Source organism: Streptosporangium sp. NPDC000563 (genome assembly GCF_040299985.1).
Taxonomy (GTDB): Bacteria; Actinomycetota; Actinomycetes; order Streptosporangiales; family Streptosporangiaceae; genus Streptosporangium.
Genome location: NZ_JBEPDA010000025.1, coordinates 42788 through 56153 on the forward strand (window position 1 = coordinate 42788; position 13366 = coordinate 56153).

Consider the following 13366-nt stretch of genomic DNA (forward strand, 5'->3'; position numbering starts at 1 on the left):
TGGAGTGAACACATCACGATTAGCGTCGGGCTTGTCTGCTCGTACGCGCCGTCGCGCTGCCCTGATGACGGCTCTGACGCTGCCGCTCTCGCTGATGAGCGCGCCCGCGATCGCCCAGGACCTCACGTCACCCCCCACCCCCACCCCCACCCCTGCAACATCGCCGCCAAGCAACCCCACTACTCCGACCACCCCCGTCGGCAAAGCGCTGGCGCAGTCCAAGAAGGACAACCGGCGCGTCGAGATCGAGTCGCTGCGCTCGGAGAGCGCCACGTACTACGCCAACCCCGATGGCAAGACTGTACGCGTGGAGTTGTCCACCGAGCCGGTGCGCGTCAAGAAGGCCAACGGCGAGGGCTTCACCCCGATCGACACCACACTGGTGCAGCAAGACGGCGTCATCAAACCCAAGGCCACCATGGGCGACCTGACCCTGTCGGCGGGCGCGGACACCGTCCTGCTGAAGAGCAAGACCGCTCAGGACACCACCGAGATCGAAGCCCCTGACGGTAAACTGCCCAAGCCCACACTGAAGGGCAACACCGCCACCTACCCCGACGCCTACGGCAAGGGCCGCGACCTGGTGGTGACCGCGAACGCGACTGGGTTCCAGCAGCAGATCACCATCGCCGAACGGCCCACCGGCCCGGTCTCCTTCCGAGTTCCGTTCGACTTGCCCAAGGGGATGTCCTTCGGAAAGAGCGCCGCTGGCCAGCCCACTATCGTGGGCAAGGATGGCAAGACGCTGACCGAGGTGCGACCGACACTGCTGCGGGACGCTAAGGCCGCCGATGCGAGCGCTCCGCTCGATACGGGCAAAATCGGCAAGGCCGCCATCACCCTCGCCGAAGACGGCAAGACCCTGGTCTTCACGCCGGACGCCGCGTTCCTGGCCGACGCGGCGACGACCTACCCCGTGACGATGACCGCTGCGGCGGATGACTGGTACGAAGGCCACACCGGCGGTGGCATGGACGCCTACATCAATGATGTCGACCTCACGGACAGCTGGGACACCTTCGCTGATTCCGAGATCGTGGTCGGCAAGTCCTACGCCAGCAGCACCGCCAAGCGCTGGCGCGGTTACCTCAAGTTCCCCAACATCCCCGCCGAGTTCGCGGGCAGCACGGTGCAAAACGCCGACCTGCACCTATGGAACCACCTGTCCAACACCTGCGGCATATCGGTCGGTTCCGGCATCACCGCGCGGCAAATCACATCCGACTGGGATGACATGCTGCTGCGTTGGAGCAGCCAGCCGTCTGTCACCGGTACGGGCGCGGACACCGAGTACGGCGCCTACAGCGAAGACTGCAACTACGCTTGGAACCTGACCCACTCACTCAACGGCATTGTCCAGGAGTGGATCGACGGTTCCACCAACTACGGCATCCAGCTCACCGCGGGCAACGAATCCGAGTTGCGAAACTGGCGACGCTACGCTTCCGAGGACGCCGGCGGCTGCAGGACTAAGCCATTGGAAGACTGCAAATTCCAACTCCACCCGCCCATCCTGACCGTCGACGTCGAATTACCGACACCACCCACACCACCCCGCCAGGAGACGGTGGTTACCACCTCGCGGGAGCCACTCACCTCGATTCCTGAATATGAGGAAGCGCTCACCAAATCTGTCTACGTGCCGGGACTTGATGATCCGATCGACTCGCTGAGCGATGAGCTGATCGCTGCAAACGAAGAGCAGCGGGATGGTGAAGGCTCCTTGATCGGAACCGACAAACTTTCCCCCGCGCTGCCTTATCCCGGCGACAGCGACGACACCACCAATCCAGAGGGGGAGGACACGACACCGCCTCGGGTGCTAGTGACAGAGCCGGCCGGCGACGCCACTGATGTCTCCCTAGGCTCTCAGGTGCGGGTGACGTTCTCTGAGGAGATCTTCGATCCACAGTTCGTGGTAAAGAGCATGCAAGGCGTCCAGATCCAGGGCACCACCACGCTGGACGACACTAAGAAGATCGCAACTTTTACTCCTGTGCAGCCGTTCCACCCCGGTACGACGTACGCCGCCACGGTGTCGGAAGCGATTGATATGTGGGAGAACGCGATGATTCCCCACACCTGGTCCTTCACCACGCTGCAGCAGGCCGCAGGCCACTGGAAGTTCGACGAGGGAAACGGCGCCACGGCTGCGGACTCGTCGGGCAATGATCACGACGCGAGCCTGAACGAGACGGCGGCTTGGATCGCTGGCAAGAGCGGGAACGCGGTCTCCAACGTGCCGTCACAAGCGCGGATCGCCGCCTCCCAGGCGGCCGCCAAGCAGAGCAAGGCCGTCGAAGTTGCCGACGAGACGACCGCGACCAGCATCACTTACGCCCAACCGGATGGAAAGACGTTCAAAACGGAGATTGCCGCGGGGCCGGTGCGGACCCGGCAGGACGGTGTGTGGGTGCCGATTGACACCTCACTTGCCGAGCAAGGGGGGGCGCTCGTACCCAAGGCGATCGATGCCGAGGCCAACGTAAAGGTCTCCACCGGTGGCACGGGCGCTTTCGTGAACATGACCGCAGACGGGCGGCGGTACGCACTGACCTGGCCGACGCCACTGCCCAAGCCGGCCGTCAAGAGCAGTGTCGCCACTTACACCGACGCAGCCGGCAAGGGTGCCGACCTGGTAGTCACCGTACTGCCGACCGGGTTCCGACATGACGTGGTGCTGCGTGAGCGGCCCGCCAAACCGCTGGAGATACGCATCGGCGTGCAGACCGAGGGTCTGACCCTATCCGAGGGCAAGGGGGGACGCCTGCTGCTCACCGACACCAAGACCGGTACGACCGATACGGACAAGAGTAGGGGCGACAAGCTCGTCGCCTCGGCGCCGCAGCCGGTGATGTGGGACTCCTCCGCCGGAGCTCGCCTGACCACAGGCCGTCTTCCGCAGACCAGGCACGTGAAGATCACTACCGATGTGGTGACCACGGGCGGCCGGACCGAGCTGGTGCTCAAGCCCGATCACGCCTTCCTGTCCGACCCGGCCACGAAGTATCCGGTGCGGGTGGATCCGACGACCACGTTGCCGTTCAACTACGACGTGGAGGTCTCCTCCACCAACGACGCCGACTGGCCGGCCGACCCGACCAGCACCGTCATGATGGCCGGTACTCAGACCGGCAACCTGAAGTACCGGGTACACCTGCGCTTCGACACCCCCGCTCTGACCGGGGCCACGGTGAGCGACGCCAAGCTGTCGTTGCTGAACATCGCCGCCCAGGGGTGCGGGAGCACGGTCGGCGCGGGTATCCAGGTGCGTCGACTGACCAGTGCGTGGGATGAGAATAACCTGCACTGGGCCAACAAGCCGACCTCCACCACCGAGGACGCCCAGACCAACAGGGCGGGTTACGACTCGGCTTGCGCCGATCCCACCGCGCTGGAGTGGCCGGTCACCGCCATCGCTCAGGATTGGGCCGGCGGCGCGGCCAACCATGGCCTGGTGCTGCAGTCGCCGACCGAGAACAACGTCAGCAACTTCCGGGTGTTTCCCGCCTCAGAGGACACCTTCGAGTTCAACAGCCCGCCGAAGCTGACCGTCACCACCACCGGCCCGGCCTCCACCCCGGCCGTCGGCGCCCTGAGCGTCACCCCGGCCCAGAACTCAGGTGGCATCACGACGGTCACCTCCCTCACCCCCCAACTGGCGGCCACCGTCTCCGACACCGTCGGCGGCACCCTGACCGGCCAGTTCGAGATCGAACACGACCCCACCGCCACCGGCCAGGGCACCGGCCAGATCTGGGCCGGCACCTCGCCCGCGGTGGCCTCCGGCAGCTCGGCCACCGTCACCGTCCCAGCCGCCAAGCTGGCCGACGGCTGGAAGGTGCGCTGGCGGGCCCGCGCGGCCAATACCGCGGCCTCCACCACGTCCGCGTGGTCGGCCTGGCAGACGGCGACCGTGGACGTACCCAACCCGACGGTCGGCGCCTTCCAGGTCACCCCCTCACAGGTGAACAACGGCGTCATCGTGACCACAAGTGTGACCCCGACCCTGCGTAGCACGGTCACTGACCCAGCCGCCCAGCCGCTGCGCGCCGAGGTCGAACTCGAACACGATCCCACCGCCACCGGGCAGGGCACTGGCCAGATCTGGGCCGGCAACCTCGACAACGTAGCCTCCGGCACCCAGGCCAGCATCACCGTCCCCGGGGGGAAACTGACCGACGGATGGAAGGTGCGCTGGCGGACGCGGGCGATCAACACCGCCACCACGATCGGTTCACCATGGTCGGACTGGCAGTCCCTGACCGTCGACGTCCCCGATCCGGTCTCCGAACCGGCAGTAAGCGCTCTTCAAGTCACCCCATCCCAACAGGTAGACGGCACCACCGTCACTCACACTCGCACCCCGGCACTGCTGGCCCAGGTGAGCGACCCAGCCGGCAAGCCATTGCGGGCCGAGGCCGAGATCGAGCACGACCCAGCCGCTCCTGCCGGGCAGGGCACCGGCCAGATCTGGACCGGAAGCGCCGACAACGTCCCAGCTGGCACCCAGGCGAGCATCACCGTCCCGGCAGGCGAACTGGCCGACGGGTGGAAAGTACGTTGGCGCGCCCGCGTGGTCTCCGCCACCGCCGCCTCCGCCTGGTCGGACTGGCAGTCGTTGACTGTCGTCCTGCCCAAGCCCACCGTGACCGACCTGACCATCACCCCATCCAAGGTGGTGGACGGTGTGACGGTGAGCACCAAGCTCACCCCCACGCTGCAGGCCACCCTCACCCACCCAACCGGCCAGGCACTGCGCGCCGAGGCCGAGATCGAGCACGACCCAGCCGCTCCTGCCGGGCAGGGCACCGGCCAGATCTGGGCCGGCAACCTCGACAACGTAGCCTCCGGCACCCAGGCCAGGATCACCGTCCCGGCAGGCGAACTGGCCGACGGGTGGAAAGTGCGCTGGCGCCTGCGCGCAGTCACCGATGATGCCTCCTCGGCCTGGTCGGACTGGCAGCAAATCACCGTCAATGTCATCCAGCCGGGCGAGGAGCCCTTAGCCCAGACCACCGAACCGGTGATCCGCACAGACCAGAGCTTCACCGCCGCCACCTGGCTGCGCTGGAGCGACAAGGACGGCGTCTACACCGTCCTTGAGCAGAAGGGCACTCATCAGGCGCCCTTCCGATTCGGCAACACTGCCGATCGTGGTCTGGTGTTCACCTTCACCAGCGCCGACGCTGCCGGTGCGACGGTGGAGGGCGTGCTGTCTGGGATCGAGCCGCCTGTAGATGAATGGTTCCACTTGGCGGGTGTGTACGACGCGGACACCCGTACGGCCACCTTGTATCTGAACGGTACACAGGCCGGGACCGCGCAGTTGTCCTTCCCCACCTGGAACGCCCAGGCCCCGCTACGGATCGGCGCGGCAATGGCAGGGAGCATCGACGAGGTGCGAATCTACCAACGTCCCTTTAGCGCTTATGAGGTCGCCAGTGTGATGGCCCCGGCTCCGATGCCTGTGGCTGTGCCCGCACCGCAGAAGACCGCGTCTACTCAGGCCGCGGCTGCGACCGGCGACTTTGATTACGAGCGCATCAATCTGCAAACATGCCAGGTCAGCGGGAGTGAAACCGGGCATGGCGAGTATGATGCACGAATCCGCGAATTGCCGTACAACTCTTGCTGGTCCTCCTACCTTCAAGTAAACGACTATGTAGAGGACGAATCGACCGGCAGATGGGTGAAAGCCGGCTGCAAATTCTTATTCGAGAAACAGAACCCGATCATCAAATGGGCCTGCAATCAGTTGGACGAGCCGTTTGATGAAGACCTCGCCCTTCGCTTCCGGGCCACAGTAGTCATCAACAGCTATCTCGGAAACGCAACTGGGACCGGTGTAGTGGACGGAGCCGGAACCGGCATCAAGCCAACGGACATGAAAATGTTCATCCAGCTTGACGATTTCGCACTTATCGGCGAAGACGGGCGCATACTCAAGCCCGGGAACCAATTGAGGAATCTACCCCTCACAACAAGGTTGCATATTCCGGATCCTCCTTTCACAGACGAGGGCTGCACTACTAGCGACAGAGAAAAGAAGAAGGATATTTCCACCTGGCAATCCAGTTCGTTCGATACCTTCAACATTCGAACGACCATTGACAATCCGGGCGTAGTCACCTGTTCGTTCCATCCCGAGGTCGTGCTTTACACCGACCTTGGGGCGGAGTGGTTGCGCCTGCCCCTCTTCAGCCAAAAGGTCATTGACATCAACGGTAAGTGGGTCGGCGTCGCACGCCAGGGTGATGGGGTGCCTACGGGCTGGAAGCGATGGATGCCTCACTTCCGCTGCGACAGCCTCGCTTTCGGCGCGGGTGATCCGCAGGTCGAAGATCGCGTTGGTGGCTGCATCAACACCAGGTCGAAACGCGTATTCGTCATGTCCACGAGAAGCGGCACCGAATTCCCGGAGACAGCCCAGCACATCAAGGACGCCCTCAATCCCGTAACGAACAAGAATACCAACCCGCCTAAACGTGAAGGGGAGTACGAGGTTCCGAATCCGCCGAGCAGGGTTGTTCTCGGTACTGAGAAGCCTAAGCGCATCCCGGGTAACTGGGCGGCCCCCGTGGGGAGCGATGCAGGCGAACCGCTGCACAGGACCACCAGCGTGCTCAGACAGAAATCGAACAATCTAGTCTTTGCGGGACGTGCTTTCATTGCCGACCGCGGTGACGAGAAAGACTATCAATGGCCAGAAAACTACGGCAATAATTATTGCAAGTACTACCAATGGGAGAAATATCTCGCCCAGAGAAAATTCAACGACCTGAACTGCGACGAGTACCCGTTCAAAACCACGCTGGAGGGGGCTGCAAGCACCGACTGGGACTTCTCGATTCGCGCAATCAAAGCAGAGGATAATCAGGCTCAAGGCAATGCTCTAGGTAGATTCTACGCCCAATTCAGAGTCGGCAATGAGAACTCTTTCTGGGTGATGATCGAATAGTAGTCGACGCACCACTGGGTGTCGGATTTGAAGTTGATATCAAATCCGACACCCAGGCATTAAATCTTTCCATGTAACCTTTGATCGGCCACAACCAATCAAGGGTTACTTTGGCTCTAGTAAGTATGAATTATGCAGAACGCGGATAACGACTGCAACAATGAAAGGGATATCAACGCGTATATCGCATTTGCAGCTCGTCCATTGCGAGATCCCAGAAGGACCTGTAACGGTTGGCGCCGGGCAGTCCTGGTTCGAGATACCAGGCTTCCCATTCACCTTCAGAGGTACTGACATGAGGATTGAGGAGAGCCACTCCGTCACCCCAATATCCAACCAGAAGGGTGTCGGGCACATACTCCCCTCTGTAATGGATGGAGTCCTGTCCCGGCCCGTAGACGAAATAGAGCTCGTCGGGCACGCTCCATGAGTTCTCTCGCTTGGGTGCTGACCAGATCTCGACCCTCGAAGAATCAACATCACGGAGCCAACCGACTTCTTCGACACGCAGCAGGCAGCAGTCATCGTCGCTGCCCCAACCGCCCGCGAACAGGAGAAACTGCCGGTAGCTCGGCGGCAGCTCCACGCCTAGCCTCTGTTCAAGCTGGCGGATCTCTGACTCGGTAGCGGGGGGGTACAGATCGCCGAGTGGACTGATCGCCGGGAGATCGGAACTATCGGTTACCGGATGTCTTGCAGGGAAGCGTTCAGACCATGCGTACTGGGCACTCATGAGGAGGAAGATATCCCGTTTCGAGTGGCTGCTGCGTGCGCAGGCACAAAGCCAGGGCTGCCCCCGATGATCTCCAGGTGTGGGACATGTGTGAGATGATCAAGGAATGACTCTATCATTGCTCGGCATCCCTGCAGGTCACCCAACACGCCGAATCGCAAAAGTGCCGCTCTCTTAATGCGGGTGTCTCAGGACCAGACGTTTCCTCCTAAGGTGGGGTGCCGTGCAGCGGCTCGCGCTCTTCGACCTGGACAATACGCTCGTCAACCTGGACGAGGCGTTCCATGTATGGGCCAGGGGGTTCGCCGAGGAACACGGTTTAGACCGTGAAGCGGTTGATTGGCTGATCGCTCTTGATCGGGCCGGCTACCCGCACCGTGAAGTCTTCTTCACCAAGGTCCGCGAGCACTTCGCCCTACCGGAACCGGTTGACGAACTATGGAGCCGCTACCGTCAGCGCATGCCGTACCTCGTTCGCTGTCGACCCGAGGTGATGGACGGGCTGTCTCGGCTCCGCGCGTCGGGCTGGAAGGTAGCGATCGTCACCAACGGCACCGCGGACAACCAACTCGGCAAGATCCAGCGAACGGGACTGGCCGAGGCCGTCGACGCCTGCGCGCTCTCAGGACTCGACGGCATCCGTAAGCCCGACATCGATCTGTTCAAGGTCGCGGCCAAGCGCTGTGGTGCGGTTCTCGTCGATGGGGGATGGATGGTCGGTGACCACCTCGTTGCTGATATCGACGGAGGACGCGCAGCCGGTCTGTGTACGATCTGGGTCGACCGAGGCACGTGGCCCGACCACGGTCACAACGCTGATCATGTCGTCACTGACGTGCTCCAGGTGATGAAGATCCTGCTGAAGAGCGGGTGACCAAGCGGTTCAAACCGGCTCACCGATGCGCCACAAGCGCCTGACGAAGGCTCGTCACTGGACTGCAGTCTCTTCACGATGACGGGTATGGGGAAGTCTCAGAAGCGGCACCAGCCCGCCAAGCCTAATCCCGCGAAGCCGAGCGCCAATGAGCTTCGGGTCCGCCGAAAGCAAGGGGAAATCGACGCCAAGCGAGCCGCGGCCGAGAAAGAGGGTCGACCGTCGAAGGTCACCCAGGAGGAGCAAGAATTCCGGACGAAGCAAGGCAATCTCATGCGCGCCAGAGCCAACACCCCTGGCACCCACGAGTACGTCAACCGCCAGCGCCAGCTCGGAGCCGACGAGCCTGATGAGGCGATCTGAAACAGCGCCCACGCTCCCGGGCCCTACGATTCCAACGACTGGTGATCTTGCTAACGCCGGTGCTAACAACAGGTCTGGACGGACCTGGACGACCATGGAGCGAGGGACCCCGTAGAGCCCGCCCTACCAGGCCTGGAAGACAGCCGTGGACGGTCCTGGACGGTCGTGTTCTAACTCGTAATGAAGAGGTGTAAGCCGCAGAGAGATGGCAACCGTCCGGAACATTCGGGGCTTGAAAGCACAAATGCCCTGCTGCGTGCGATCTTCGGCCTATCGCTGTCCCGGATACCGCGTCAGGAAATGACGCCTTAAGAAGGCTCAGTATGTCACTCCGGCTTACATCTTTGATAGCAATTTCCCTGGTCCGGCACGGATCGGGGAACTTGCCATAAATCACACATGGTTGCGGTCGGCGCAGGAGCATCGGTTTTCATTGCACGTCTCGTGCTGGTTATTTTGGCAGTAAATGCAAGTGCCGTATCCATTTCCCATCTGATCATACCTCCTTTCGGCTCGACTAGTGTGCCCATTCGGGAGGGATTTTGGCAAGTGGAGGCGCCCCAAAGCGTTTCTTGCGCGAGGGGGCGGAGATTCTAAGAAACGGAAGACGTGACGGTGCGGGACCTGGCACCTCCTTTTGGGGCATCGGTGATCGCTACTAGATAGGACAAAATATGCTTTTTGGGCGTTCCGTAATGTCTAACTAGTGTGTAGACGAGGTGAGCATTTAGTATAATTTAAGCCTAAATGCCACTTCTGTCCGTTTCGAGACGTTGTTCATGTTTAGGGATTCGCTGCGTAGCGGAAGGATTCGTTTGTGTATCGATTGAAAATTGCGGGATGAGTTGATCTATCTTGGATGAATAACCTGCTTGTCCCTACTAGACCTGCAGGTGAGCGCATGAGTGAGCAGTCGGCACAGGTGATCGTCGGTGAAGAGCAGGTCTCCGCCCCTCCCGGTACCGCGAAAAAGACCGACAGCTCCGGCGGCAAGAAGCCTCCCGCTGGGCGGGCAGTTCCCAAGTGGGAGACCGACGCGCGAGACCGACGCGCGAGACCGAGTCCGAACGGCCGTGCGCCGCTACTCCAAGCCGCTGGCTGATCTGGTGGCCCGTGATGCCAACGAAGGAGACACGCGGCTTCTGATCACAGATTTCCTGTGCGAAGGGCTGGGCTACGACAAGTACGAGGATCTCACCACTGAGTACCAGGTCAAGGGTGAGTTCGCTGATTATGGCATTCGCATCGACAAGCAGTTGGTCGCCTTCATCGAGGTGAAGCGGTGCAGCCAGAAGCTCAACACCAAGCACCTGCGCCAGGTGCAGATGTACGCCGTCAACGAGGGTGTTGAGTGGATGATCCTGTCCAACGGACAAGTCTGGCAGGCGTACCACATGACCGCCGGCCTTCCCGTGGTCATCGATCTCGCTCTTGAGGTCGACCTTCTTGGAGACGCCAGCTTGGCGACCAAGGTTGATGGGCTCTTCTACCTGACCAAGGAGTCGTTCAAGCGCCGGTTGATGGATGACCTGTGGAGGGCGCGCGCCGCGACGTCGCCGAAGTCTTTGGCGCAGGTGCTTCTGTCGGAAGTCGTGGTTGATGCGGTGCGCAAGGAGCTTCGACGCCAGACGAGCTACAACGCCGACTCTGCTGAGGTTCACCGTGCCTTGCGTGACGAAGTGCTGCGAGCGGAGATCTTGCCCTAATCGCGGGTGCCTCGAATGAGCGTCCCGAATGGCTTGGCCTGTTTGGGACGCTCACCGACTGTCGCCTGTTCAGGTGACAGCAGCGCTGACAGCAACGTCCCCACACACGGCCACACCTCGGCCACCGTCCACCACCCTCTGACCACGGTCTCCGCTACCCCACCAGCGTGATTGGTCCGCCTGGCTCGAAAATCGGTGCGTTAGCGGGCAGGCGGCAGCGAGCCCTGGCCGGTGATGTCGGGTCAGGGTTTTGTGGGGGCGGGTTGGGGTCAGGCGGTTGGTTGCAGGGTGACGGTTTTGCCGGTGAGGCGTTCGAGCTGGCGGACGAGGTCGTGTTCGCGGCGTCTGGTGGCGATACGGGATTGGTAGAAGTCGGGGCCCAGGTCGCGGTAGCGGGCCTCAGGGTCGGACAGCAGATGCCAGACGATGGTGAGGAGGGAGTTGCCGACGGCGACGATGGCGCGTTTTCGTCCGCGGCGTCTGGACAGTCGCCGGTAGCGCTCGCCCAGGAAGGTACTGGAGCGAGAGGTGACCGCGACGATCTCGCCGAGGGTGGCGCCGAGCCAGGGATTGCCCTTCCCGGTGGAGCCGCCCTTCTTCTTGCCGGCGGAGGCGTTGTCGATGGGCGCGAACTTGGCCCAGGAGGCCAGGTGGCCGGCGGTGGGGAAGCGGCTCATGTCGATACCGATCTCGGCGATGAGTTCCTGGGCGGCGATGGTGCCGACACCGATGATCTCGTCGAGTTGAGCCACCGCGGCGGCATACGGGGCGATCTTGTCCTCGATCCGGCGGGAGACGGCCTCGATCCGGGCGGTGAGGTCATCGACTCGATCGGTCATCATCTGGCATAAGAAGCCGTGCTCATCGGTGAAGTGACCGGTGAGCGCTTCTTGCAGCAGAGGAATCTTCGAGCGCATCGGACCGCGCGCCATCGCGGCCAACACCTTGGGATCGCGTTGTCCGCCGATCAGTGCGGCCAGCATCTCGCGGCCGGAGACGCCGAAGATGTCACTGATCACGCTGGACAGCTTGATCTGGGCGTCTTCCAGCAGCTTTTCCACGCGCTGTTTTTCGCGGGTGCGCTCGCGCACCAGGCTGCGCCGATAGCGGGTCAGGTCCCGTAGCTGGCGGATCGGTTTGGGGTGGACCAGGCTGGGCCGGCACATGCCTCGTTCGACGACCTTGGCCAGCCAGACCGCGTCCAGCTTGTCGGTTTTCGGGCGGCCGGGGACGTTCTTGACGTGTTTGGCGTTCAGCAGCCAGCAGGTGAATCCCTCGGCTTCCAGCAGGTAGTAGACCGGCTTCCAGTAGTCGGAGGTGGCCTCCATCGCCACCAGCGTGACGGCTTGGCAGCGCAGCCAGTCGGCCAGGGCGAACAGGGAGGCGGTCAGCGTGGTGTACTCGCGTACCTCCTGGCGGCGCCGTGCGGGCTTGTCGTCATGGGGGACGCGCACGCACACCACCAGGCCGCTCCTTGCCGATGTCGATCGCCGCGACTCGCTCCACCAGTTCCAGTGGCTCATCACTTTCCTGCACAGGTGTCCCTCGTCTCCTCCATCGTGGGCAAGGTGGTTGCCCGGGGAGCCGGTAGGGGAAGGATCAAGAGCCGGGCTCTCGTGCTCGAAGCGACAGTTCAGGGCCCCTTGGGCGGCTCCCGGCGTCAGACTGAAAACCGGCCTCGACCAGGCACCAGGCGGACTCGACGTCGGCGGGCAACCACCCCCGATTTTCATGCCCGCAGGGCGTGCACAGCCACATCAAAGACTGAAAAGCGGAAGGTCGTATTTCTGTTTGCTGAGGCGTGGCGACACGGGTCCCTCCAGATCCCGCGCCGCCACGCCCGTCTCACCGGGCTCTTCCGGACAGCAACGCCGTCCAGATCGCCCGAGCCTCATTGATCGGCCAGGAAAAGGTCTCTTGGACCTGGTGGCCGCTGTCGAGTTGGATGGTTCGCCGGACGAACGCCCGACCGGCGCCTTCGTACAGTTCGTAGACCGTGGCACGGCACCAACAGGTCCAGGCCACCGAGCGCGCCCGCTCAAGTGCTGGGTAGGGCTGTTGCCAGTCCAGCCGGAGATGATCTCGCTGCGGCATTGCCACATGTGGGCTCAGGCACTCGTCGAGCAGAATCACGACGTGCGCTCCGCGACGCCTCCGCACCGGTAGGCCGCTTTGAGGAGCTCTTCGTACCGCTGGGCGACGTAGTGGGCGACGGTGATGGGGTTGTCCACGCCGTAGACCCGATACAGGCGGCGCCCCGTCTTCACCGAGGTCTTCCCCGTCCACCAGCGGTAGGCGCGCCCGTCCGTCCAGACCAGGAGATCGGCCCAGACGGAGACCAGGGCGACGCCGTGGCCCTCGTGGACGTCGGCCGAGACGCCGCAGTGTTCGAGGCCGATCCGCAGGCGCTCAGCAGCCAGGGCCGCCGGGCATCGTTGAGCCGGCCCTTTGCCGCCGAGGGCGCTCACGACTCCAGCCCTTCCTGGTCGCGGAGCTGCTGGGCGAGTTCGGTGACGTCGTCGGCGTCGATTGTCCGGTAAATGCCACGATTTATCTCTTCGTCGGTGAGGTGTCGGCCATTCCGGGTGGCCCACAAACGACCCGCAGAACTACGCCAAATACACCATCCGGGAAATGCTGCCTGGAGGTCTTCCAGAATCACGGGTGTTGACATGGAGTAAGCGTCGTTCCATTTGAGTGACGAACCCACCGCGTTCCAGAGACGTCCA

At 62.7% G+C, this 13366-nt stretch carries 8 protein-coding genes; 4 read left to right on the top strand and 4 right to left on the bottom strand.

Translation table 11 applies throughout. From position 1 onward, the window contains the following. Nucleotides 1-64: 64 nt before the first annotated feature. Entirely contained in the window at nucleotides 65-6961 is a 6897-nt protein-coding gene (locus ABT352_RS34630) for a DNRLRE domain-containing protein (RefSeq protein ID WP_350949234.1), read from the top strand. A 172-nt stretch (nucleotides 6962-7133) separates the two neighbouring features. Here the strand turns inward: ABT352_RS34630 and ABT352_RS34635 are convergent, their stop codons facing one another. Beyond that, a complete protein-coding gene (locus ABT352_RS34635) occupies nucleotides 7134-7694 on the bottom strand; it encodes an SMI1/KNR4 family protein (protein ID WP_350949235.1) in 561 nt (186 codons plus the stop codon). A gap of 223 nt (nucleotides 7695-7917) precedes the next feature. On the opposite strand from ABT352_RS34635, the gene ABT352_RS34640 reads away from it, so the two are divergent. The 3 genes from ABT352_RS34640 to ABT352_RS34650 all read left to right on the top strand — a co-directional run bounded on the left by ABT352_RS34640 (nucleotide 7918) and on the right by ABT352_RS34650 (nucleotide 10637). Next, the gene (locus tag ABT352_RS34640) at nucleotides 7918-8568 is read left to right on the top strand and encodes an HAD family hydrolase (protein WP_350949236.1); all 651 of its coding nucleotides are present in this window, start codon (nucleotides 7918-7920) and stop codon (nucleotides 8566-8568) included. A gap of 87 nt (nucleotides 8569-8655) precedes the next feature. Next, nucleotides 8656-8931 (top strand): hypothetical protein, encoded by a 276-nt coding sequence (locus ABT352_RS34645; RefSeq protein WP_350949237.1) that lies wholly within the window; start codon nucleotides 8656-8658, stop codon nucleotides 8929-8931. A 1073-nt stretch (nucleotides 8932-10004) separates the two neighbouring features. Beyond that, nucleotides 10005-10637 (top strand): type I restriction enzyme HsdR N-terminal domain-containing protein, encoded by a 633-nt coding sequence (locus ABT352_RS34650; RefSeq protein WP_051751445.1) that lies wholly within the window; start codon nucleotides 10005-10007, stop codon nucleotides 10635-10637. Between the two features lie 269 nt (nucleotides 10638-10906). Here ABT352_RS34650 and ABT352_RS34655 read toward each other — a convergent pair whose 3' ends face one another. The 3 genes from ABT352_RS34655 to ABT352_RS34665 form a co-directional block, all read right to left on the bottom strand. Then, nucleotides 10907-12160, bottom strand: coding sequence for an IS110 family RNA-guided transposase (locus ABT352_RS34655; protein WP_350949238.1), 1254 nt, complete (start codon nucleotides 12158-12160; stop codon nucleotides 10907-10909). Nucleotides 12161-12482: 322 nt separating this feature from the next. Beyond that, nucleotides 12483-12770: a hypothetical protein gene (locus tag ABT352_RS34660; protein WP_350949239.1), complete on the bottom strand. Its 288-nt coding sequence runs from the start codon at nucleotides 12768-12770 to the stop codon at nucleotides 12483-12485. Further along, the gene (locus tag ABT352_RS34665; RefSeq protein WP_350949240.1) at nucleotides 12767-13105 is read right to left on the bottom strand and encodes a hypothetical protein; all 339 of its coding nucleotides are present in this window, start codon (nucleotides 13103-13105) and stop codon (nucleotides 12767-12769) included. Before ABT352_RS34665 ends, ABT352_RS34660 begins: the two co-directional genes overlap by 4 nt. Nucleotides 13106-13366 lie beyond the last annotated feature (261 nt).

Excerpts from the sequence above, each read along its gene's own strand:
- ABT352_RS34655 (WP_350949238.1), bottom strand. The coding sequence starts at position 12,160 with ATGAGCCACTGGAACTGGTGGAGCGAGTCGCGGCGATCGACATCGGCA.
- ABT352_RS34630 (WP_350949234.1), top strand. The coding sequence starts at position 65 with ATGACGGCTCTGACGCTGCCGCTCTCGCTGATGAGCGCGCCCGCGATC.
- ABT352_RS34645 (WP_350949237.1), top strand. The coding sequence starts at position 8,656 with ATGGGGAAGTCTCAGAAGCGGCACCAGCCCGCCAAGCCTAATCCCGCG.
- ABT352_RS34635 (WP_350949235.1), bottom strand. The coding sequence starts at position 7,694 with ATGAGTGCCCAGTACGCATGGTCTGAACGCTTCCCTGCAAGACATCCG.